This window comes from Cutibacterium namnetense, from assembly GCF_001642025.1.
Taxonomy (GTDB): domain Bacteria; phylum Actinomycetota; class Actinomycetes; order Propionibacteriales; family Propionibacteriaceae; genus Cutibacterium; species Cutibacterium namnetense.
Genome location: NZ_LWHO01000003.1, coordinates 1 through 22,627 on the forward strand (window position 1 = coordinate 1; position 22,627 = coordinate 22,627).

The 22,627-nt window shown below is 59.9% G+C and carries 24 protein-coding genes; 10 read left to right on the top strand and 14 right to left on the bottom strand.

Going from position 1 to position 22,627, the window contains the following annotated elements:
- Together A5483_RS11195 and A5483_RS03575 are read right to left on the bottom strand one after the other, a co-directional pair.
- The coding region (locus tag A5483_RS11195) for a biotin/lipoyl-containing protein (RefSeq protein ID WP_303623540.1) at positions 1–153 on the bottom strand (153 nt) is incomplete at its 3' end.
- A 157-nt stretch (positions 154–310) separates the two neighbouring features.
- Positions 311–1,837, bottom strand: a complete 1,527-nt coding sequence (locus tag A5483_RS03575; protein ID WP_042842668.1) for a leucyl aminopeptidase — start codon at positions 1,835–1,837, stop codon at positions 311–313.
- 94 nt (positions 1,838–1,931) lie between these two features.
- On the opposite strand from A5483_RS03575, the gene A5483_RS03580 reads away from it, so the two are divergent.
- A complete protein-coding gene (locus tag A5483_RS03580; protein ID WP_063811056.1) occupies positions 1,932–2,354 on the top strand; it encodes a hypothetical protein in 423 nt (140 codons plus the stop codon).
- Here A5483_RS03580 and A5483_RS03585 read toward each other — a convergent pair.
- Together A5483_RS03585 and A5483_RS03590 are read right to left on the bottom strand one after the other, a co-directional pair.
- Entirely contained in the window at positions 2,324–2,542 is a 219-nt protein-coding gene (locus A5483_RS03585) for a hypothetical protein (RefSeq protein WP_002548487.1), read from the bottom strand. The genes A5483_RS03580 and A5483_RS03585 overlap by 31 nt on opposite strands.
- Before the next feature lie 37 nt (positions 2,543–2,579).
- Positions 2,580–3,323: a DUF3043 domain-containing protein gene (locus tag A5483_RS03590; RefSeq protein WP_002548446.1), complete on the bottom strand. Its 744-nt coding sequence runs from the start codon at positions 3,321–3,323 to the stop codon at positions 2,580–2,582.
- 199 nt (positions 3,324–3,522) lie between these two features.
- On the opposite strand from A5483_RS03590, the gene A5483_RS03595 reads away from it, so the two are divergent.
- The 6 genes from A5483_RS03595 (at position 3,523) to A5483_RS03620 (ending at position 8,333) form a co-directional block, all read left to right on the top strand.
- Positions 3,523–4,326 (top strand): PspA/IM30 family protein, encoded by an 804-nt coding sequence (locus A5483_RS03595; RefSeq protein WP_063811057.1) that lies wholly within the window; start codon positions 3,523–3,525, stop codon positions 4,324–4,326.
- Positions 4,323–4,613, top strand: coding sequence for a PspA-associated protein PspAA (pspAA, locus tag A5483_RS03600; protein ID WP_002548818.1), 291 nt, complete (start codon positions 4,323–4,325; stop codon positions 4,611–4,613). The genes A5483_RS03595 and pspAA overlap by 4 nt, the downstream gene beginning before the upstream one ends.
- Before the next feature lie 173 nt (positions 4,614–4,786).
- Positions 4,787–5,140 (top strand): iron-sulfur cluster insertion protein ErpA, encoded by a 354-nt coding sequence (gene erpA / locus A5483_RS03605; protein ID WP_002548708.1) that lies wholly within the window; start codon positions 4,787–4,789, stop codon positions 5,138–5,140.
- Between the two features lie 180 nt (positions 5,141–5,320).
- Complete coding sequence (gene ctaC, locus A5483_RS03610; protein ID WP_431833480.1) at positions 5,321–6,220, top strand: aa3-type cytochrome oxidase subunit II; 900 nt, start codon at positions 5,321–5,323, stop codon at positions 6,218–6,220.
- Complete coding sequence (gene ctaD, locus A5483_RS03615; protein WP_002548917.1) at positions 6,217–7,938, top strand: aa3-type cytochrome oxidase subunit I; 1,722 nt, start codon at positions 6,217–6,219, stop codon at positions 7,936–7,938. Before ctaC ends, ctaD begins: the two co-directional genes overlap by 4 nt.
- Complete coding sequence (locus A5483_RS03620; protein ID WP_002515229.1) at positions 7,938–8,333, top strand: cytochrome c oxidase subunit 4; 396 nt, start codon at positions 7,938–7,940, stop codon at positions 8,331–8,333. The genes ctaD and A5483_RS03620 overlap by 1 nt, the downstream gene beginning before the upstream one ends.
- Before the next feature lie 51 nt (positions 8,334–8,384).
- On the opposite strand, the gene A5483_RS03625 is transcribed toward A5483_RS03620, so the two are convergent.
- Positions 8,385–10,823, bottom strand: a complete 2,439-nt coding sequence (locus A5483_RS03625) for an ABC transporter permease family protein (protein WP_063811058.1) — start codon at positions 10,821–10,823, stop codon at positions 8,385–8,387.
- On the bottom strand, positions 10,820–11,494 hold the full coding sequence (locus A5483_RS03630) for an ABC transporter ATP-binding protein (RefSeq protein ID WP_082864005.1): 675 nt from the start codon (positions 11,492–11,494) through the stop codon (positions 10,820–10,822). Before A5483_RS03630 ends, A5483_RS03625 begins: the two co-directional genes overlap by 4 nt.
- A 1,012-nt stretch (positions 11,495–12,506) precedes the next feature.
- Between A5483_RS03630 and A5483_RS11820 the strand changes: the two genes are divergently transcribed.
- Positions 12,507–13,232, top strand: a complete 726-nt coding sequence (locus A5483_RS11820) for a trypsin-like serine peptidase (protein ID WP_153023073.1) — start codon at positions 12,507–12,509, stop codon at positions 13,230–13,232.
- A 266-nt stretch (positions 13,233–13,498) separates the two neighbouring features.
- Here the strand turns inward: A5483_RS11820 and A5483_RS03645 are convergent, their stop codons facing one another.
- Together A5483_RS03645 and A5483_RS03650 are read right to left on the bottom strand one after the other, a co-directional pair.
- The gene (locus A5483_RS03645) at positions 13,499–14,155 is read right to left on the bottom strand and encodes an SDR family oxidoreductase (protein ID WP_063811061.1); all 657 of its coding nucleotides are present in this window, start codon (positions 14,153–14,155) and stop codon (positions 13,499–13,501) included.
- A 64-nt stretch (positions 14,156–14,219) separates the two neighbouring features.
- The gene (locus A5483_RS03650) at positions 14,220–15,701 is read right to left on the bottom strand and encodes a GuaB1 family IMP dehydrogenase-related protein (protein ID WP_082863990.1); all 1,482 of its coding nucleotides are present in this window, start codon (positions 15,699–15,701) and stop codon (positions 14,220–14,222) included.
- 38 nt (positions 15,702–15,739) lie between these two features.
- Between A5483_RS03650 and A5483_RS03655 the strand changes: the two genes are divergently transcribed.
- Entirely contained in the window at positions 15,740–16,057 is a 318-nt protein-coding gene (locus A5483_RS03655) for an MGMT family protein (RefSeq protein WP_002515298.1), read from the top strand.
- A gap of 49 nt (positions 16,058–16,106) precedes the next feature.
- Here A5483_RS03655 and qcrB read toward each other — a convergent pair whose 3' ends face one another.
- Genes qcrB through ctaE form a run of 4 tightly spaced genes read right to left on the bottom strand, consistent with a single transcriptional unit; the run spans position 16,107 to position 20,365 of the window.
- On the bottom strand, positions 16,107–17,786 hold the full coding sequence (qcrB, locus tag A5483_RS03660) for a cytochrome bc1 complex cytochrome b subunit (RefSeq protein WP_063811062.1): 1,680 nt from the start codon (positions 17,784–17,786) through the stop codon (positions 16,107–16,109).
- Positions 17,786–18,868, bottom strand: a complete 1,083-nt coding sequence (qcrA, locus tag A5483_RS03665) for a cytochrome bc1 complex Rieske iron-sulfur subunit (protein ID WP_042842662.1) — start codon at positions 18,866–18,868, stop codon at positions 17,786–17,788. Before qcrA ends, qcrB begins: the two co-directional genes overlap by 1 nt.
- Positions 18,835–19,638: a cytochrome bc1 complex diheme cytochrome c subunit gene (qcrC, locus tag A5483_RS03670; protein WP_042842661.1), complete on the bottom strand. Its 804-nt coding sequence runs from the start codon at positions 19,636–19,638 to the stop codon at positions 18,835–18,837. The genes qcrA and qcrC overlap by 34 nt, the downstream gene beginning before the upstream one ends.
- A 31-nt stretch (positions 19,639–19,669) precedes the next feature.
- On the bottom strand, positions 19,670–20,365 hold the full coding sequence (ctaE, locus tag A5483_RS03675; RefSeq protein ID WP_431833481.1) for an aa3-type cytochrome oxidase subunit III: 696 nt from the start codon (positions 20,363–20,365) through the stop codon (positions 19,670–19,672).
- 248 nt (positions 20,366–20,613) lie between these two features.
- On the opposite strand from ctaE, the gene A5483_RS03680 reads away from it, so the two are divergent.
- Complete coding sequence (locus A5483_RS03680) at positions 20,614–21,063, top strand: response regulator transcription factor (protein WP_063811064.1); 450 nt, start codon at positions 20,614–20,616, stop codon at positions 21,061–21,063.
- 251 nt (positions 21,064–21,314) lie between these two features.
- Here A5483_RS03680 and A5483_RS03685 read toward each other — a convergent pair whose 3' ends face one another.
- The gene (locus tag A5483_RS03685; protein ID WP_002548598.1) at positions 21,315–22,022 is read right to left on the bottom strand and encodes an A24 family peptidase; all 708 of its coding nucleotides are present in this window, start codon (positions 22,020–22,022) and stop codon (positions 21,315–21,317) included.
- Between the two features lie 9 nt (positions 22,023–22,031).
- Positions 22,032–22,511 carry a hypothetical protein gene (locus A5483_RS03690; protein WP_063811065.1) on the bottom strand — a complete coding sequence of 160 codons (480 nt, stop codon included), beginning with the start codon at positions 22,509–22,511 and terminating at the stop codon, positions 22,032–22,034.
- Positions 22,512–22,627: the final 116 nt, after the last annotated feature.

Genomic DNA, 22,627 nt, shown 5'->3' on the forward strand with positions numbered 1-22,627 from the left:
GGGGGAGGGCACTTCGGTATCAACTTTGTCGGTGGACACCTCAAGTAGGGGTTCGTCGGCCTCGACGGTGTCTCCGACTGCCTTGAGCCAGCGGGACACGGTGCCTTCGGTGACGGACTCACCCAGTGCGGGAAGAGTGACTTCGGTCGACATGTGTTGGAGCTCCTTTGCAAGCCGCGACGGATTCGTGGCAAGCCTAGCTTGGCTATGGCCAAATGTGCAGTTGGTCCCATTTTTGGATTCGGGGGTGTCGTGTGAATACGACGAGGGGCAGGGGCCGCAGCTCCTGCCCCAGCGGCGATATGTGTGATCATTCAGCCAAATGTGCGGCGAGCTGGACCAGGGTGCGCACTCCGAATCCGGTTCCTTGGATCGGGGTGTAGCCATGGGCTGAGGCCTCGTTGTATGCCGGCCCGGCGATGTCGAGATGGGCCCAGTCGGTGCCTGGGGTCACAAACCGTTGCAAGAAAGCTGCAGCGAGCATCGCGCCTCCCTCACGGGCGCCGGAGGACTTGATGTCGGCGATGTCGGAATGCAAACGTTCACGAACTTCGTCGGTAATGGGAAGCTCCCAGAAGTCCTCGCCAGCAGCCTCGGAAGCGTCCAGCAGGGTGTCTGCCGCCTGGGCTCCCGAAGTCATGACACCTGCGGTGTGGTTACCCAGCGCGACCATGCAGGCACCAGTCAGGGTAGAAATGTCGACGATGAAATCGGGGTCGTCCTCACATGCGCGAGCCAGGCCGTCGGCCATCACGATGCGCCCCTCGGCGTCAGAGTTGCCATTCTCGACGGTCGTTCCGCCGTATGTAGTGACGATGTCGGAGGGGCGCCACGCCGATCCAGACGGCATATTCTCTGCCATACAGCCGTAGGCGACCACACGGACGTTGAGCCCGAGGCAGGCAATCGCGCCGACAGCAGCGAGTACGGCAGCAGCGCCGCCCATATCGCACTTCATGGTGTACATGCCGTCAGCAGTCTTGATGTTGAGGCCACCGGAGTCGAAGGTAATGCCTTTACCCACCAGGGCCAGGGTGGTGGTGGCTCCCTCTGGGGCATATTCCACGCGGACCAGACGCGGGGAGTGGGCCGAACCTCCGCCTACAGCGAGGATGCCGCCAAAGCCACCGCGTAACAGGGCTTTCTCGTCGAGCACCTCGACGGTGACGTCTGAGAGGTTCTTGCACCAGGATTGCACCGAGGCGGCGAAGGTTTTCGGGTAGAGCAGGTTAGCTGGAGCGTCTACCCAGTCCCGGGCGGTGTAGACGGCATCAGCAAGGATGCGGGCTTTGTCGAGTTCGGGCTTAGCGCCGCGGGCGTTGGACACGATCGTGACGGTCGAGATCTCGGGATCATTCGAGACTGCAGTAATGGTCGGCACTTTGTAGCAACCGAGCAGGGCTCCCTCGGCGGCGATTCGAACCTGCTCGGCCGACGTTATCCCCATGTCAACGGCCACCTTGAGGCTGCTGCCGTGTGACAGGTTAGCGGCGGCACGGGCCCCCGAACCGGCCGCCTTGCGCAGGACCTCACCATCGAAACCCTCCGCTCCGCAGCCGACCAGAACGAGGCTGTTTCTTGACCATGGCAGCACCACGGTGGAACCAACCTTGGTTGATCCACCGGCCCGAATGGCCACTTCGGCTAGCGGGGCGCCGAAGGTCTCTTCAGCTTCCTTGACAGCGCGCGGCGCCAGACCCTGGACGACGGGGCCGTGGGAACCCTCGACCAGACCGGCAATCACGACGTCGGCGCCGTTGGCGTTTCGCGAGACCTTGAGGTCGGGACGCGGACGGATGGGCAACTGGGTGCTGTTGGCCACGAGGATTCCTCTCATTCGGTGGACGGTTCCATTCGGTAGATAATTCGGGATGGGCCGGGTCATTCCCCGGGGCGACACCTCGCCGTGAAGCCTAGTCGAGGGATGTCAAATGCGTGGCAGCGCGGTCGCAATGAGTCGCCAGTATGGTGAGTTTGTGAGCTTTACAACGCCGGAACGGCACAGCAGCGTACCGCTGGGTCGCGCGAGTCACTACAAGCTGCGGTTGGTTTTCGACGTCGTCGTCGTTTCGGCTGGAGTTGCCTTGCTGTTGTGGGGAATTGTTGTGATGGCCTCGCCCACAATCTCTTGTCGAGGTGTCGAGATGCACCCAGGGGACACCTGTCACAAGGCCACGTACACCGCAACGCGTACGGATACTGTGCAGACGTACGAGCAACGGCGTCGTTCCATCGCCCAGTCCCGTCCGACTGTTATTGGGCTGGGAATTGCCTTGACAGTTTTTGGTGCGGTGATGAGCTGGCAGACTGTGCGGACTCGCGATCACTGCTCCGATAGCCCCATCGGGCCATAGACGACATCGTCGTCTTCCATGAGGGTCACTTCGTCGATTCCAGCCTCTTGCAGTTCGGGCCAGGTTTCGGAGAGCCAAGCTTCGGCCTCTTCCTGAGACTCAAACTGCTGCCCAGCTCCGAGCTCACCGAGGTGTTCGGCGCCTTTGACGGTGACGCGAGACTGTTTGAAAACCCATGAGTAACTCATACCTATAAGACAATCACGTCTACGTACCACAAGGCTATTAATCAACCCGTTCGCCACGCTCGACGCGCGGTGCCGGGTTGCGCCAGCGACGTACCGTCATAGCGCGGTTATTGAGGTAAGCCCACAGTCCACGCAGGGGAGCGTTGGGGTAACGGGCTCGGATGCCCTTCTTTGCCCCATGCCACAGGCGCCAGGAATCAACGAGCCAGAGGATCATCACAATCAGCATGCCCAGGGACATGGCGTTGATGGCACCAACAGCAGTCGGAGCGATGAAGAGCATCCCCAACCAGATCACCATGACGGCCAGGAAGATCGGCATGATGAATTCGCTGAAGGTCCAACGCGAGTCAATGTAATCGCGCAAGTAGCCCCGCTCTGGGCGTCGCTCGGCTGCTTCCATGGCTGCGGCCTGGCGCTCACGTTTGGCCAGACGCTCGCGCTTGCGGGACTCCTTCTTGCTCAGCGTCGGGTTGAGACGGTGTCGGCGGGCAGCCTCGGCCTCGGCGCGGGTTGGCGTCGGCCCCTTTTTGACGGTGTGTCGGGAAGGGGTCTTCGGTTGTGCAGCGGGCGCAGCCGGTTGACGCCCCTTGTCGGCGCGAATCCCCTTGGTGGTCCGTTGTTCCTTGTCAGATGACGAGGTTTTTGCGGTACGCCTGGGGGCTACGGTGGCTGAGGAGGGGGAGGACTCAGTGCTGGATCCCGGCTCTGCCACGACGGTCTCCTCCGTCGGCTCGGCCTTCTTGCTGGCTCCCTGCTCGTAGGGGCGGAAAAGTCCCACGATCCATCCTTTTTGTGTGTCGTCCTCGCGCGCCCGGTGGCTTGTTCCAGCCGGGGCGGCCCTATCTGGGCTGAGAAGATTGTACGGGTATTCCTGTTGTCGATGTTGCGCAGTCCCGTACCCTAATGATCAGGCAACCGCAACGCTGACGACTTCCCGGAGTCCTCAAGCACCGAAGGGGAAGGATTCGACTCCACCTATGGCTGGCATATTTGCACGACTCTCGACGGTCTTCCGCTCTAAGGCGAACAAGGCCCTTGACAAGGCCGAGGATCCGCGCGAGACCCTCGACTACTCCTACCAGCGTCAGCTCGACATGTTGCAGAAGGTACGTAGAGGCGTCGCTGACGTCGCTACGAGCCGTAAGCGCGTCGAACTACAGATGAATCAACTGCAGGCCGATGTCGACAAGATGCAGAACGCTGCTAGTCGCGCCCTCGAGCAGGGGCGCGAGGACCTTGCCCGTGAGGCTTTGACCCGCAAGGCAACTTTGCAGGCTCAGCTTAATGATCTGCAGACTCAGCACTCCACCCTGCAGGCTGAGGAGGAAAAACTCATCCGCGGCTCCCAGCGTCTTCAGGCCCGAGTGGATGCTTTCCGCACTAAGAAGGAGACCATCAAAGCCACCTACTCCGCAGCTGAAGCCCAGACTCGCATTAACGAGGCCTTCACGGGTCTCAATGAGGAGATGGGCGACATCGGCATGGCAATCACCCGAGCCGAAGACAAGACCATGGAATTGCAGGCACGAGCGGGAGCTGTTGACGAACTCATGGCTAGTGGCGCTATCGAGGATCCCATCCGCAGCTACGGCGACGACATCACCCGGGAGCTCGACGGTCTGGCCAACGATCACGCAATTGACGCGGAGCTGTCGGCTATGAAGGCCCAGCTGGGGGCCGGCCGTGGTGATTCCACCCCGGAGCTTGAGTCCGGCGCCGAGAACGGAACAAACACGCACCCGGGATCACGATCAGTGCGACGTCAGGAGGATCAGTCATGATCATTCGCATCGTTGGTGAGGGCCAGTGGCAGGTGCCCGACACTGAAATGGGTCATCTCAACCGCATCGACGCTCGCGTTGAGCACGCTATCGAGGCAGCCTCTCAGAATGAGCTCACCGAGGCCTTGACTGAGTTGGTGACGACGGTGCGGACTGTTGGCACTCCGGTTGCTGACGACAACATCGTCGACTCAAACCTCATTGTTCCCGACGTTTCCGCGACGATTGAGGAAGTCTCGGTTTGGCTGTCGGAGAACCCGACCGGAGACGGCCTTATCCCCGGCTGATCGTGCTCCCCGAATGCCTGTGTTCCGCTGCGCGCTGAACGGATACCGTTCGGTGTGAACGGCCTGCTGCGGATACAGTGGGCAAAGCGACGGGGCGGCCCCGCCCGATCCGTCAGGATCGATTACCCGGGCCATCTCCCCGGGACTGTCCATCACACGTTCTTGGAGCCGATATGACCGACACCGTTACCCCTTCCACCACTGACGGAATCATCCTTACTGACGCGGCTGCTGCGAAGGTGAAGTCCTTGCTCGATCAGGAGGGCCGTGACGACCTCGCGTTGCGTTTGGCTGTGCAGCCTGGCGGCTGCTCGGGGCTGCGGTACCAGCTGTTCTTCGACGAGCGTCACCTTGAAGGGGATGTCGTCAAGACGTACGGCGGGGTCAATGTGGTCACCGACCATATGAGCGCCCCATACCTGGCTGGTGCCACGATCGACTTTATGGACACCATCGAGAAGCAGGGGTTCACTATTGACAACCCCAACGCGACTAGCACCTGTGCGTGTGGAGACTCTTTCCACTGAGTTGGCTGTGAGAACTGGGGCACTCCCTGGTCCGGCTCGTTGGAGTCACTGAGGCGTTTCGTCAGTCCTACTGGGCGGACGGAGCGCCTTATTTTCGCTATTGTTCGATGTGACAGACATAACAGTCACCTGTTCCCACCGTCGGGTCGGGGGCGGGCTTGCAGTGGGGAAGGGTGAGCCGTGGGACGCAGACTCAGCTGGCGGCACGACCTCGACCGGGACGTGCCCCGAAGTGGCAGCCGTGTTGTCGGAAAAGTCGGTGGTGCCTGTGCCGCAGTGGTGGCCCTCAGCGGCTGCGGTAATACCGGACCCGGGCGTGCAGCTCGTCTCGGTCTGGTGGATCCCGCGTCTGATCGTGCCGTGCATATGGGCAATATGTGGATCGGCGCCTGGGTGGCAGCGCTTGTCATCGGCGTATTCGTATGGGGGCTCATCGGATTCGCCGCTTTCAAATTCCGTCGTAAGGACGGCGATCCGGCGATCCCGCGCCAGTCGCGATATCACCTTCCGCTTGAAGTGCTCTACACCATCGTTCCGTTCCTCGTGATCGGTGTGCTGTTTTTCTACACCGTACGTACCGAGAATAAGGTGCTCGACAAGAACTCTGAGCCTCAGCACGTTGTTAACGTTGTCGGCCAGAAATGGTCGTGGACTTTCAATTACATGGAGGCCAACAACGCCGATGCTGGCGGCGTTGTTACCCATGAGGTCGGCACTATTGAGAAAATTCCCGATCTATATCTTCCAGTGAGCCAGTCGGTGCGCTTCCACCTCAAGTCCGCCGACGTTATTCACTCGTTTTGGGTGCCGGCCTTCTACTTTAAGATGGATGTCATCCCGGGTCACCCCAACCAGTTCGACCTCACCCCGACGAAGATCGGTGTCTACGACGGCAAGTGCGCCGAGCTGTGTGGCACCTACCACGCAAATATGATCTTTAAGGTGCATGTGGTGTCGGTTGAGGATTACAACAAACACCTCCAACAGCTCAAGACCCAGGGCAATACCGGTGAGATCAAGCCTGCGAACTCGGTTGCTGTCCTCACTACCGCCGGATCGAAGGAGGGGGAGAACAAGTGACTAGCGCATCCATCGCTCAGCAGACTGGCGCACCTTTTGCGGCTACTCGGCAAGAGCGGCGCAAGGCCAGTTTCGGGGCTCTCGTCTGGGATTACATGACGACCACCGACCACAAGAAGATTGGCCAACTTTACTTTGGCACGTCGTTGTTCTTCTTCGCCTTCGGAGGCATCCTCGCCCTCCTCATTCGAGCCGAGTTGGCATATCCAGGCATGCAGTTCATGCACCAGGAGACTTTCAATCAGCTCTTCACGATGCACGGAACGATCATGCTGCTAATGTTCGCTACCCCGCTATTCTCGGGGTTCGCGAACTTCTTCATGCCGCTTCAGATCGGTGCCCCCGATGTCGCATTTCCACGTATCAACCAGTTTGCGTACTGGCTGTATCTTTTCGGTTCCCTGATGGCCTGTGGTGGTTTCCTTACCCCTGGTGGTGCCGCCAGCTTCGGTTGGTTCGCTTACGCCCCGCTATCCGACGCCATCAACTCCCCGGGGGCCGGCGGGGACTTGTGGGTGATGGGCCTGTACCTCTTGGGTCTGTCGTCCATCCTCGGTGCCGTCAACTTCGTGACGACGATCATTCTCATGCGCACCCCGGGCATGACGATGTTCCGGATGCCCATTTTCTCCTGGAACATCCTCATTACCTCGATCATGATCCTGGTTGTCTTCCCGGTCCTGTCAGCTGGTTTGCTCGTCCTCGAGGCCGACCGAGCTCTGGGTGCCCATATCTTTGATGCCGCGAACGGTGGCCCGATCCTGTGGCAGCATCTCTTCTGGTTCTTCGGGCATCCTGAGGTTTACATCATTGCTCTGCCATTCTTCGGGATCGTTACCGAGGTGCTCCCGGTGTTCAGCCGCAAGCCGGTGTTCGGCTACGTCGGCCTGGTGTTTGCCACCCTGGCCATTGGTGGCCTCTCGGTGTCCGTGTGGGCCCACCACATGTTCGTGACCGGTGCGGTCTCCCTGCCATTCTTCTCCTTCATGACCTTCACTATCGCTGTTCCGACTGGTGTGAAGTTCTTCAACTGGATTGGCACCATGTGGGGCGGCTCATTGAGTTTCGACACACCAATGTTGTTTGCCATTGGCTTCCTGACGACTTTCTTGTTTGGTGGGTTGACCGGCGTCATGCTTGCCAGTCCGCCAATGGACTTCAACGTCTCCGACACGTACTTCGTGGTAGCCCATTTCCACTATGTGTTGTTCGGTACCGTGGTCTTCGCGATGTTCGCCGGGTTCTACTATTGGTGGCCGAAGATTACTGGGCACATGCTTAACGAGACCTGGGGCAAGATCCATTTCTGGACTCTGTTCGTCGGTTTCCACACCACCTTCCTCGTCCAGCACTGGCTTGGTGTCGAGGGTATGCAGCGCCGTATTGCCGATTACGGTGCCTGGGAAGGCTTTACCTTGCTCAACCAGGTGTCGACCTTTGGCGCCTTCTTGCTGGCCATCTCGATGCTGCCGTTTGCGTGGAACGTCTGGATTACCCGTCACGATCCGAACATCGAAGTCGATGACCCGTGGGGCTGGGGTCGTACTCTTGAGTGGGCTACTTCGTGCCCGCCGCCTACCCACAACTTCACGAAGATGATCCGCGTGCGCTCCACCTCACCGGCCTTCGACATCAATCATCCGGAGGCTGCTTTGGCTCCGGAGGTCGGGGAAGCTAATCCGCGTGAACTCGTGCACTCCGGTAAGGAGGATGCCTGATGAAACCGGAACGTTGGGTCTTCGGCGGGCTCGGCCTGTTCTATTGCGTCATGACCCCGGTGTACTGGTTCTCGGCCCATGAAGTGGCCGGCACCTGGGTGCTCGGGCTGTCAGCGGCGATGGCCCTGATGGTGTTTTTCTACGTCCAGGTCATTGCGAAGAAGATCAATCCCCGTCCCTCCGACGAGAAGGACGCCGAGGTTGTCGATGGTGCCGGACCGGTCGGCTTCTTCCCACCACAGAGTATCTGGCCGTTCTGGTGTGCGCTCGTTGTCGCCATCATGTGCCTCGGCCCGATCTTCGGTTGGTGGATCTCTCTGCTCGGGCTGGGCATTGGGATTTGGGCTGCCTCGGGTTGGGCTTTTGAGTACTACCGCGGGGATTACGCTCACTGACCGACCATCGCCGCCACGGATCAGACCGCGGCGGCGATGTCCGTGGTTGGGCTAGATCAGGGCATCGGCGGTACGCTCTCGTGCCCTGATCGCGCGGAGTCCCGCTAAAGGGGACAACACAATCAGTAGTCCAAGCCCGGCACACCACAGGATGACCCAATCTTTCGGCACCCATAATGTGAAGGACTCAGACAGGCTTTGCCCGACCACGACCGGAACGATGGCCAGGACGCTCGCGATGACGGAGCACAATCCGACCAGAAGCATGCTCTCGAGGATAGGGATCATTGCCCCCAGCCGTTTCGGGAGTCCTATGGCGAGTAGCTGCCGGCTCTGATTTCGTGCAATGTGTCCCAATGACGCGGAAACGCTGGCGGTGATACCCGCTGCGATGATGACGAGGGTGAGGCACACCGTCCACCAAGAGAACGGCATCTGAGGAGGTTCCGGTTCCACGTGGTAGGTGAGTAGCTGTGGATCGAGGCCTTGGCGGTGGACATAGTTGACGGCTTGAGCGATGTCGCTTTTCTGGACCCCCGTATATACCCACTGGTGTGGTATCGATTGGGCACGGATTCGTTCTAGGGCCGCTTTCACAATGACGCCGCCATAGATGTATGCCCATGTCGGGTTGACCTCGACCCGGCTGGATGGGATTGCGGCCTGGCGGCCATCGTCTAGGGCGAGGATTGTCTTTGCTGGGCCATCTGAAAATGACAGCATGAAACTGTTATTGAGATGTGCTCGCTCCTCGGCCGTGAGCTTCATATTCAGTACTCGTTCAGCGTCTTGCGGGGATGATACGACCATGACGGCCCGCGCGGTTCCGGGGTGATGGTTCGACGTGATCTCGCCACTGAGCATGTCGACCTTGACGGCACGCTTCATGCCGGTCGCAGCCTGCACGCTTCGGGGAAGGTCTTTTGGTACGGGGTTGCTATCTGGCGATTGCAGGATCAAGGTGTCCGGTGGGGCCATGCTCAGCGCCGCCGTTGACTGCTGGTATGAGGTCATGATGACGTTGACACTGGCAGGGATCACCAGGCATAGACACAACGCTGACCCCATGATCCGAATTCGTGCATCGTTGAAGTGCAGCGTCTTTACGGCCAGCAGACCAGCGGGTGTTGGAAGCTTGACGACCGAGATGATTCCGGAAATGAGATCGGGCATGAGGAGGACGGCTCCGGATGAGACGAAGATGGCACCATGCATGACGTCGTCGAGTTGGGTCCGGCTTTGGAGTGCGAGTAGTCCGCCGATAATGAGAAGGACACCAGCCACTCGTCTGACCCACCGTAGCGTTGTTGCCGCCCGGGCATGGTGCGGTGTTGTCCTGTTTCGCCCACCAGCCCGCGGGCCGGTCAGTGGAATGGCCGCGATACTTATGGCGACAGTGAGCGCCAGGAGTGTCATGGCTAATGGGGCGATCGACACCGGTGGGCTGATGGGTTGTGTGAGTAGGTGAGGCACCAGGAATCTGCGAAGGGCCATTCCGAGTATCCAGCCTCCACATACACCTACCGACCATGCCGCCAGACAGATGGCGAGGACCGAGCCGAGTGCGGACGCGAGCGTTGCCGATAGCGGGATCCCCAATTTCAGCATTGATTGCCGCTGTGCGCGGATGGATGTGGCGATCCTAGCCATCACGGTGAGTTGGACGGCACCTGTGAGCAAAAGGCAAGGGATCATCACGAGATAGGGGCTTCGAGAGGCCAACGATACTTGGGGGCTTGCGGAGATCTTTGCTCCATCACGGCTGGATGTGACAAGTGAGTCAGTCGGAGTCCCGTACAGCGTGCTGAATAAGGGTATGGCGGTGCTGAGCGGCAGGCCATCCCAGACGTATTCCACGATGGGCGACAGTGACGGGTATCCTTTGGATGCTGCGGCAGACATGGATTTCCAGCCGCTCGCGGCGCCGATGGCCACCAAAGCGTCTGTGGCGTAGGCATCGTGAAATGTCCCCACGACCTGCAATCGTGAGGTGTCGGAGAAGACGTGGATGCGACTGGGGTCGTGGAGACGTGCGGCCAAAGGCTCGGACAGGGCAACTTCTCCCGGACTGGAGGGCCAATGGCCAGCGGTCAGGTGATATCGCGATGCGGGTGAGCCCGAGGCCCATTCCATGTATTGAATTCGATCGTGGAAACCTGTCGACAATCCGGTGGTACGAAGGCCGTCAACTTGGAAGCTGGAACCAGTGGTGATGACGGATATGTTCCGTGCCCCGGATTTTCTCAGTCGATCGATTACCGTGCCCTGGGCAGGGTGCAGAGTTGTTTGTGCCTGGCTGATGGTGATGGATGCGTCATGACCATCCAGGTAACTAATTCTTTTCTGTGAACCAGTGAGGGCGAAGGATGACAGCGTCAGGTACAGGGCGATGAAGCAAGCAATCACCACTGCGAATGGACATGACAAACTCATACGGTGCTTACTTCGCGTCCAGATGCGGAACGTCTGGGCCGTTAGTCTTCTGTTCATGCGACGATTTGCCCGTCCAGGAGGGTGGTGACGGAGTCGCAGTGCTTCGTGGCGAGTGGATCGTGTGTGGCCACGATGACGCACATCTGGTTGTCGTGTGCGAGGTCTCCCAGCAGCTCGAAGAGCCCTTCGGACGTCGTGGAGTCGAGCGCCCCAGTTGGTTCGTCGGCAAGGAGGATGTGTTGCCCGCTGGCCAGTGCTCGCGCAACTCCGACGCGTTGCCGTTGGCCACCCGAGACCTCGCCGGGGTGGCGTCTGCCCAATGACTCGATTCCTAGTTTTCGCATGGCTTCGTGGGCTATTTCGGTGGCATCGGACTTCGATTTGCCTTGCGCCCACAGAGGTAGCGCAATATTCTCGGTATTGGTCAACTCAGCGATGAGGTTGTCGTCCTGAAAGATGACGGCGATGTGGCGTAATCGAAATTGGGCTCTACCTGCCTCGCTCTGATCAGATACGGTGACGCCTTCTGCGTAGACGGACCCCGAATCTGGGATATCCAGACCAGCTAGGAGATTGATGAGGGTGCTTTTTCCCGATCCGCTTTCTCCCATGAGGAGGTGTACTCCAGAATGGGTGAAAGATACGCTGACGTTGTTGATCGCACGGACTCGAGTACTGCCCGATGTGAACGTTTTGGACAGCGATTCCCCGCTGATTGTGGGGTTCATATGGTTCTTCGCCTTCGTGTGATTGGGATTCTTGTGGTGGTGCGCATGCACATGCCCTGCCTCCTATTGCCGCCTATATGCATGATGCTGAGGTCAGCGCGTCGCTATTCCATGAGGCTAACGACATCGTTGTCCTTGTGGGGATAAGCCTGTGCAGATGGCCAAATACTGCTCTCGTCGGTCACTTAGGTTGCCAAGTCTACGGGATCGCTGTGGCCAATCTTGCGACGATGGCCGCGACCTTCTTTAATGTCATTATTCGTCCTTTCGTGTGGTACGAGACTGGGCCTATCGTCCGACTAGCTGTGCGGCAGTGCGTAACGCGATAAGAAACGATACATGAGGCAGCTGTAGCGGGCCGAGAGGGAAGGTGTGGATGCCGTCCGGCGTCGCTGGCCTTTGTGGAGGATGGTTGGCGTTGTCAGGTATGAGGTCGATGACTGATCTGTGCCACCTTCTAGATGAGGGAACCTACGGAGTAACCTACTTTCTCGAGAGATTGCCGGCGTGGGTAAGTTTCCACGTGATTGTTATTGAGAGCTGGAGGTTGTGAAGTGGCCGGGTGTGCTGGAGCGTTGGATCTGGTGAACCGTCGCCGGGGGCCTGGGTGGTGCTGCCGTTGAGGGCGCAGATGCGGGTGAATCGGTGGCTCCTCGTAGCTTTGGTCATGATGGCGGCGTGGATCATGCCAAGCGGTGTGGCCCACGCTGATCTGCCTAATCCAGGCCGGGCTTCATCGGTCAGCGGTGATGGGTTTGTCTCCGAGACACCAGAGGAGACCATGCACTATTGGACGGTTGCCCGACTGGATGCCGCTCGGCCGCTTGATACCCCTCGACCCCACATCGCTGATGGGAATCGTAGGCAACCGCTGCAGGCCAGCCCGGGTGGTTCGACTCCGACGCGAGGTCAGACGGATCGGGTCGTGGGAACATTGTTCACAGTCAATGCCGCGAAGGGGGCGAGCTACTGCACGGCCAGCGTCGTTCGGAGCGCAACCCGGAATATCATCATGACCGCGAGCCACTGTGATAAGGGTAGTCATCCGCTCTTCATTCCTGGATTTATACGGCGACGCGGCGCCAGGATACAACCATTTGGTGCATATCCGGTCGAGCGTTTCTTCAAATATTCAAATTCGGGAAGTGGAGAGACGGCTGAAAGTAATCTCGATTACATGTTTGCCAGAGTAAAACCATGTGATGGCAGGCAAGTTCAGGATCGTGTCGGCGGTTTTACTCTCACTCGTCCTTCTCACTACCACAATAAGGGCGTCACCGTGTTTGGCTATCCTAGGACTGATGATATTGCGCGCAAATGCGTGGTGGAGACCCGGAGGTTGTCAGGGTACAACCAGATGATTATGGATTGTCACGAATTTAGTGGAGGAGTTTCGGGTGGTCCGTGGATTACTCATTATGATGCCCGAACCCATACCGGACAACTCATCGGGGTAACTGGGGGAAAGAATGGCGGTGGTTACACCGATGAGGAATCTTTTGCCCCCATCGTCGATGGGCTGACAATGCAGTTGTTCCGCGATGCCGTCAATAACAACGCGCCGGCCAAGCCAGCACCGACGGGCCCAACATCAGTGTGGGCTGCCAAAGATGCGTGGAAACACGCCAAGCTCACTGCTAATGGTCGTTTCACTGGCAGGCGATGTGCTCGTTGTCTGGAACGATGGCGAGGCAAGCATGTCCGTCGATATGACAACCACCCTTCCAACCGAGGTTAAGATTGCGCTAGCTGGGTCGAGCTGGAGGTTTGTCACCGACATTGCCGTCGGAGGCTTTCCCGGCGGTGAGGTTGACACGTATCCGGGTACTTCTGCAGGCGCCTTAGGACCTGAATATCGGCTGAACCCGACAAGAACATGACGCGCTGATGCATACCTCAGCGCGTCGTGACCTCTCCCCGAGCTCGGGTTCCTGATCAAGCAAGTATCGGAAATTGATCAGCGAGCGATGCCCGTATGGAACCTCCACGGTGGCTCGAGCCGGGTCAGAAAGCCTCGGCAATGGGCGTTGGCCCGTCACAGAACCGAATGAATTTGCCCGCTGTGGCGTCGTCGTCAAGGCATGCTAGAGCAGCCTTGGCGACCGTTTCACGCGAGACCGTGGTGTCAGCGTGTTCCTCGCCCTCGGTGAGGATTCGCACGCCCGAGGCCGGATCATGACTCAGCGTTACCGGCCCAAGGATGGTCCACCGAATCGATGAGTTCATGGTGTGACGGTCAGCAGCTGCTTTGGCGTCGGCGTAGGGGAAGAAGGAGTTGTCGGAAGGCACGCCATGGTCCGGGCTACCGCACCAGGACACCAGCACAAAACGCGGACGGTGAGGGGACCGTCCGAGAGCGTCGACGAGCGCGGTACACGCGTCGCGGTCAACAGCGTAGGTGTCTTCTGGCGTACCCTTACCGCCGGCTCCCGCTGACCACACCACGGCGTCATGGCTATTGATGAGGTCGTCCCACTGTGCGGGGCGCAACGTCGTTACGTCGGCCACCACCGGGTTACCTCCCCACGACGTGACGTCGTGTGCCTGGTCGTCTCGGCGGATGACCGAGTCGACCTGGTGTCCCTGCGAGGTGGCGAGTTGGGTGAAGTGCTTGGCCACGTGTCCGTGGCCTCCAATCACGAGGATCCGATTTGCTGTCATAGGGGCCACATTAGGACCGGATGGTTCGGGCGGAACGTCACACCTAGGCACGTTCGCCAAGGGCTCACGTCCAGCTGCGTTGCAGTGGGCGGCCCTCCTCGTACCCAGAGGGAGACTGCACACCAATCACGGCTTTCTCGCGAAACTCAGTGAGGTTGGCGGCCCCGGCATAGGTGCACGAGGAGCGCACCCCGGAGGTGATGAAATCGACGAGGTCTTCGACCCCGGGACGTTGTGGGTCCAGGTACATCTTGGACTGGGAAATACCCTCCTCAAAGAGGGCAGCACGGGCTCGCTCGAAGGCGCTACGTTGCCGAGTGCGGTGGCGCACAGCACGAGCCGAGGCCATGCCGAAGGACTCCTTGTACATCCGGCCGTCGTGATCGATGAGCATGGCTCCGGTCGATTCGTGGGTGCCCGCGAACCACGAGCCAATCATGACCGATCCGGCCCCCGCAGCAAGGGCAAGAGCAACATCACGGGGGTGACGCACACCACCGTCAGCCCAGATTGCGCCATCAACCTCAGCAGCAGCCTCAGCGCACTCCAACACTGCCGAGAACTGCGGACGCCCCACACCGGTCTGCATCCGAGTGGTGCACATGGCGCCTGGTCCGACGCCGACCTTGATGATGTCCGCACCAGCCTCCAGCAGGTCTAGAGTGCCGCGTCGGGTAACGATGTTGCCGGCGACGATAGAAACCCGTCGGCCAGTTTTCGTCTCAAAAGCTGCGCGGACCTCGTCTGCGACCCCGATAGCGCGGATCATCTGGTCCTGGTGACCATGGGCGGTGTCCATGACGAGCACGTCCGAACCGGATTCCAGGGCATTGCGGGCACGTTCGGCGACGTTGCCGTTAATGCCAATCGCAGTGCCGATCATAAGGTGGCCGTCAGGATCAACAGCAGGACGATAGATTTCGGTGCGTAGGGCACCCCGTGACGTCATGATGCCGACAAGAACCCCGTCCTCGTCAACAGCTACAGCGACCTTCTGGTGACGTTCGGCCAGGGCTTGGAAAACGTCGTCTGGACTTGCCTGCGGACCTACCAGGGTGAGATCGGTTGTCATGACCTCATGGCATTGAGCGAATCGGTCCACGCCCTCAGCCTCAGCGGGGGAGACTAAACCGACGGGATGATGATCCTCAACGACGAGGACGACCCCGTGGGCGCGCTTGTTGAGCAGGCTCATGGCCTCCCCGACGGTTGTCGTAGGGTCAACCGTCACTGGAGTGTCGAAACGGGTGTGTGCATTCTTCACCCTGCGGATTGATCGGGCGACGAAGTCTGCCGGGATGTCCTGGGGAAGGATAGCGATGCCGCCACGACGGGCGATCGTCTCAGCCATCCGTCGGCCGGAGATCGCGGTCATGTTGGCCACCACGAGTGGTAGAGGGGTGTGCAAGCCATCGGTCGACGTCAGATCGACGTTCATCCGGGACCCTACCGAGGAGCGGTTTGGTGCCATGAAGACGTCGTTATATGTCAGGTCGTAGTTTGGCTGCTCGTTGAGAAAACGCACGTGGCTATTGTCCCACGTCACTATTGTCGGGTCATGCCGTGATACGGCAAACTGCAGCCATGACCTCGACGGTAGACGACGTCCTTGCGGCGGTAGAAGCCTTGCCCGCCGGTGCCGTGGTGTCCTATTCCGATGTTGCCGAGCTAGTGGGCACGTCCCCGCGTCGGGTCGGCACGATCATGGCGCGTGAAGGCCAGGAAGTGGACTGGTGGCGGGTGACGACTGTCCGAGGGACTCTCCCCGAACACCTCATGGCTGACGCTCGTCAGCATTGGGAGCAGGAAGATCTTGGCGGGGGAGCGACGATGCTTCGCGACCATGCGCCGGACCTTGTCGAGTGGGAGCACAACTGGCAGCAGTTACGTGTCCGCACATGACGGCGGCCCCTCTCAGTGAGAGGGGCCGCCGCGCTCGGTGAACCCGGGATCAGTCGGTGATCTCTGCCTGGGTGGCGGAGCGACTAGAGCCGATTTCGGCGTGGTGGCGAGCTGCTTCCAGCTCTTCACGGGTTACTTTAGGAACGTTGTCACCAAGGAACCACTTCATCCAGCGGGCACGCTTCTTGCTGACCTTGCGACCACGATCGTCGATAGAGCCGGCAGCGAGGACGGGGTAAGTCTTCTGCTGGGTGAGTGTCCAGGCCTCATCGTCGCTGATCGGCACGTGAGCCTCGTGGAATGCGCCATTAGGCTCGCGAATGATTTCGCCGGAGGGTGACCCGTGGAGTAGCCGCTGACGGTCAGCCCGCTGTAGAGCTACACAGATGCGCTTGGTGATCTGGTAGGCGATGATCGGGACGACGAAGATTGCACCACGCATGAAGTACGTGATCGAATTCAGCGACAGATGGAAGTGGGTAGCGATGATGTCGTTGGCCCCTGAGAGCCAGAACATGGCGTAGCAACTCATGGCGGCGACGCCGAGCGCGGTACGAGTCGGGACGTTGCGTGGACGGTCGAGCAGGTGGTGCTCGGACTCGTCACCCGTGATCCACCTCTCAACGAAGGGCCACGCCACCAGCAAGGTGAACAATACGCCCATGAGGCACACGCCGGGAAGGAAGATGTTCCAGCTCCAGGTGGTGTGACCGATGTGCCACTCCCAGTTCGGGGTGATACGCACAGCGCCCTCAAGCCAGCCCATGTACCAGTCAGGTTGGGATCCGGCCGTTACCTCACCCGGGTTATAGGGGCCGAACTTCCAGACCGGGTTGATCTGAAGGAACGTGCCCATGAGGGTCAACACGCCGAAGACCACGAAGAAGAAACCACCGGCCTTGGCAGCGTATACCGGAAACAGCGGGTAACCGACGACATTTTTCTCGGTGCGTCCGGGCCCCGGGTACTGGGTGTGCTTGTGGTAGACGACCAGCGCGAGGTGAGCGGCCACTAGCCCTAGGAGCAGGGCTGGGATGAGCAGGATGTGGACCATGTACAGGCGGGGGACAATTGCGGTGCCCGGGAACTCGCCGTTAAAGACGAAGAACTCAACCCAAGTGCCTACCAGCGGAATGGCACGCATCAGGCCGTCGGCAAACCGGAGACCGGTGCCGGACAGCAGGTCATCGGGCAGCGAGTAGCCGGCGAAGCCCTCGACCATGGCCAGCATGAACAAGCCCAGGCCGATCAACCAGTTGATCTCACGAGGCTTACGGAAAGCGCCTGTGAAGAAGATGCGCAGCATGTGCACGGTGGCCGCTGCTACGAAGAGAATGGCGGCCCAGTGATGGATCTGACGAATTAACAGGCCGCCACGCACCTCGAAGGAGAGGTCCAAAGTGGAGGCGAAGGCCTCCGACATGGGTGTTCCTTTGAGTAGCTGGTATGGGCCGGTGTAGTCGACCTCGGCCATTGATGGCTTGAACCAGATGGTCAGGAATACACCCGTGAGCAGCAGAACAACGAAGGAGTACAAGGCGATCTCGCCCAGGAGGAAGGACCAGTGGTCAGGGAAGACCTTGCGCAGGTTCTCCTTGCCTATCTTGGCCAGACCTAGACGGTCGTCGTGCCAGTTGACGATCCGCATCCCGCGACCCGGTGGTTTGTCTCCAGCCGTTGCGGTGCGCAGGGCGGGTGATTCCTCGGCGATTCCAGTTGGCCGGGTCATCAGTTGTCACCCTTCTTGTAATCGTGACGAGAATCTCGTTCGAAATAGGACGGGCCCACCGCAACGGTGAAGTCGCTTCGAGCGACCAGATATCCTTTGTCGTCAACGGCGATGGGTAGCTGCGGTAGTGAGCGTCCGGCAGGGCCGAAGACGACAACACCGGAGTCGCCTAGGTCGAAGGTTGACTGGTGACAGGGGCACAGCAGATGGTGGGTCTGCTGCTCCCAGAGGTTGACGGGGCAACCGACATGGGTGCAGATCTTGGAATACGACAGGATGCCTCCGACCTGCCAGTCTTTACGGGACTCAGGGATCTTGATGGATTCAGGATCCATCCGGACGATGAGGATGGCAGCCTTAGCTTTTGCGCGCTGGAACTCAGCCCCCTCAAGATCCTTGAGGTTCTCAGGCTCAGCGTTGACGAGCTGGCCGATTTCTAGATCGGAGGCTTTGATGGGCTGGAAGGTGATGTCGTTGACTAGCCGTACGCCCTCGGCCCAGATAGTCCGTTCAATCGTTGCGCGACGGGTTCCCGGTCCAGGCTTGGGACCTAGGTCAGCGAGGGTGACGATAGCCGGTACGGCCATGATCCCGATGGCGCCACCAAGAGCTCCACCGATGAGCTTGCGCCGGGAAAGTCTGGACTGCTCCGCGCCGATACGCCACTGCTTGGCGAATTCCTCACGATCAGCGGCATCAGAATTGACCGGATGCCGCTCCTGGATGATCTCTTCGTCACCCATAATCTGTTTGGCCCAGTGGATGCACGCGATGCCGATGAATAGCACAGCGAGCCCTGCGCACAGCCCCAGTGCGAAGGTAGAAGCGTTCATGTACAACGGCCCGATTTCGACGGTCGCGTCGCGAGGTACCGCGAAGTACATGACGACGAAGGTGATGGCGAGAATTGGGACCAGGCCGAGAAGAGTTAATATCTGCCGGTAAGCGCGGTTTCCGGCCTTCGGATCAGCGTCGGTGTAGCGCTCAATGTGGGGTTCGACTCCCGGGTTCTCGACCGGTAAGTCGTTGCGTTCGGTGTATTTGTTGCTCACTTCGCGCGAGCCCCCTTCCGTGCCAGCCACCCAGCGATCAGAACTAGGCTGCCGATGCCGATGATCCAACCGAACAGGCCTTCGGTGACCGGGCCGATACCGCCAAGGGCAAAGCCACCATTATTGGGGTCGGCATGAGTGGTCTGTAGGTAGCCGATGATTTCACGGGCATCCTGGTCGGTTATGACGGATTTGGAGAACACCGGCATCTGTTGCGGGCCAGTGCGCATAGCCTCGTAAATGTGCTTGTCGGAGGTCTTCATGAGAGAGGGGGCATAAGCACCCTCGGGGAGAGCGCCACCGCGACCCTCGATGTTGTGGCAGGCCGAGCAGTTGGTCTTGAACAGCTCAGCACCGCGGGCTAGCTCCTCAGCGTTCAAGTTTGAGGTATTGAGGTTCTGCGAGGAGGGAACCTTCGGTCCGGGAGCGAGGGACGCGACGTATGCGCCAACCGAAGCAATCTCCTCGCCAGTGAACTTCGTCTTCTTCGACGGGGCTTGAGCCTCGGGGCGAGCCATCGGCATACGGCCGGTACCCATTTGGAAGTCAACTGCCGCCGCGCCGACGCCGGCCAAAGACGGACCCTGAGTTGTGCCCTCGCCGTTTAAGCCGTGGCAAGAGGAACAGTTCTGCTGGAAGATTTCCTTGCCCTGGGCCACCTGGGTCGAGGCATTCGTATCCGCCTGGCCGGAGGCAGAAGGGCTAACGAAGGCGTACACGCACCCCACTAGAACCAAGGCCAGCAGCAACAACACGGGTTTGGCTGCCCGGCTGTGCCGTTTCGTGGAGAGGAATCTCATCACCACAGTCACCTTTCTCGGACTAAGGGCCTCAGCGCACGATGTAGATCACCGAGAACAGGATGATCCACACAACGTCAACGAAGTGCCAGTAATAGGAAACGACCATTGCCGTGACTGCTTGCTCGTGGGTGAACCGCCGAGCCATATAGGTGTGGGCAAGGGTGAACAAGAACAGAACCAGGCCGCCGGTTACGTGCAAGCCATGGAAACCAGTAGCGAGGAAAAACGCCGAGAAGTAGACGCTCGAGGAGATGGTGTGGCCCTCGCCGATGAGGGTGATGTATTCCGCGACCTGTCCAGCGATGAATACCGCACCCATGATGAAGGTGAGGGTGTACCACTCGCGCATGCCCCATGATGTGATCGCTCCCAGGCCTTTGGTGCGCTTGACTTGGCCGTGTTCAGCGGCATGAACGCCCATCTGACACGTGACCGAAGACAACACGAGGATCAGGGTGTTGATGGCAGCCGCCCCCACTGCGAGGTGAGAGGATTCGCTGTGCCACAGGGTTTGCTGGCCCGCTGTGGCCATGTCGCTGGTTGTTTGGCGAATCATGAAGTACGCCGCGAACAGTGCAGCGAAGAACATGAGCTCGCTTGCGAGCCACACCCAGACGCCCATAGGTAGGGCATCAGGACGACCGGCCGGCGCGTTAAGCCGCGTCGGCGCGATCGGATGTATGGCGCCCGTCGGTCGTTGTGAAGTCTGCGCTGAAGTGGCCACTACTTCATTATGGTCGGAAATGTGTCATTGGTCATGTTGTTTGGCCATTCCAGTTCGATTCGGAGTGAGCGTGAAGGGTTCAGGAGGCAGAATGCGGCGACCTGCCACTTTCGTAGTACCGCTTGTTCTCAGGAGGCAGGGCGGTACTGGGCGAAGGAGTAGTCCTCAGGCTGTAGCATCTGCCGTGTTGCATCCGGTTATGACCGAGATGCCAGTCAGTCCCACGCCGTCGAGGGAAAGGGCCGTTCATGGGCGACAGACACGGGGAGCCGTCGGGCACTCTCAAGGTTCTCGTCTATTCTGACGATCACACTGTCCGCGAGCAGGTGAAGCTCGCTTTGACCGGGATGATTGCCCCGGACCTTCCGCGCACCGAGGTCGTTGAGACAGCTACTCGGGCCTCGGTGATCGACGCCGTGAGTAGTGGCCACTACGACGTCCTGATCGCTGACGGCGAATCTGCTCCTTACGGTGGGATGGGGGTGTGCCATCAGCTCAAGGACGAGGTTGAGAATTGTCCGCCGGTCGTCTTGCTGGTGGCCCGCATTGCCGATGCCTGGTTGGCGTCCTGGTCCCATGCCGACGCCATCGCTACCCATCCCGTCGATCCGGTGGCGTTGCCTCAGACGGTGGCCTCGGTGATTCGTAGTGTTCGTGGCGAGGCCGCTGAACAGAGTGAGCCTGTCGGGCACCACTGAGAAGCCTGAGGTCTCAAGCCCCCGTTGAATACCCTGTGGGCTCGGAGGTGCCTCGTGTCCGCGGTCGACAGCGTCGGTCTTGGTGGTGGCTGGGCCAACACTGTCAACGTCTCCACGTGGCAACCTTCGGTGCAGCTGGCCATGGCCTGTCTCGTTGCGGGCGCTTGGGCCGGTGATCTCGCCCGCAACGCTGGAGCGTGCCGCTCAATCGATTGGCTTAGGCGTGCCATACGACCGTCTCTGGATTGCAGCTACAAGTTGATTGCTAACGCCGCCCAAGGGCCTGCCCATAGGGCTGGGCCATATGCGAACGCCGTTCCCCATGGCGAGGGGCGATGTTTGCGAACGAGGGCGACGGTGATGGCCATAACAGCTCCCAGGAGGGTAGCGCAGAGCAGAGTCGTCATCCCGGCACTGATGAAATCCGGGTAGGGGGCGATTGCGGCCGTCGTCGCTCCCAGGAACCCGGTGCCTGCCGCAAGCCTAACGTCGCCGTATCCGAGGGATGAACTGAGTCGCCACATGAGCCAAAAGAACCCTGTTGAGACTGCCGCGATCAGAGCGCACGCAATGAGCCACCGCGGATGTGGTGGCCACGTCACGACGATTCCGGCCAGGAGTGCTATTCCAGCCTCGGCCAGGCAGCGACGCCATAGCTTCAGTGGTAGGAAGGTCGTCGCATGGTCGACAACGACCAGAGTGGTCACGGACCCCGACCAGACCCACCACACACCCCATGCCCATGGTGGCGCGACAATCGACAGGGCCCCGCAGGCGGCCGCTGTCACGGCGACGACGAAAGTGCGCATGGGTGTGGCGAGGGAGTCGTATGTGGGCTTGATTGCCAGTACCGCCTGTCCCACCTCCTCGACGGCTGGCTCAACGAGATCGGGGACCGTCACGTGCAGATGCCACAGCGCCAGGCCGCACGCCACCACGGAGCCAAGGATGATCCACATGAACTCAACTCACATGGACGTCATGGATTCGGCGGTGGAGAGCAGGCCGCGAGCTTCACATGCGGCTCGACCGCGCAGTCGCGTCATCTCAGTGCACATGTATTCTTCTCCGCTCATGAGGTTCGCAGCGTGGGATATCGTCACGTCCAGCATGGCGGCGATCTCGTCAATGCCACAGCCCGCCTTGTGGAGGGCGAGGAGCCGAGTACGCGTACTTCCTGCGGGCACGATGCGTTCACGTGTCGCGGCGATGTCGTCGGTACTGATGCGCAGGATGCGCATGGCGTCGATGACGCGGATCCGGTGAATTGGGCGGTCTCCCTGGCCAGCGAGTCGCTGGACGATACGACTGGGGACATGCGCGAGCAGGGCGATGACGCGCCACGGAACGCGGCATTCATGGACGAGGGAACGGACGTGGAGAGAGAAAAAGCGGGCGTCGACCCATGCCGTCGACGTCTTCGAGGACTCGAAATCCATAGTGATCATGTGACAGGCCTTTCTGTCGGCGGTTTGTGCCCGCACAAAGTGAGCGGAACATTCTTCTAACCGGCATAAGTACCATCACAGACGCTTATCGTGACATCGAAAATACGTTGTTATAG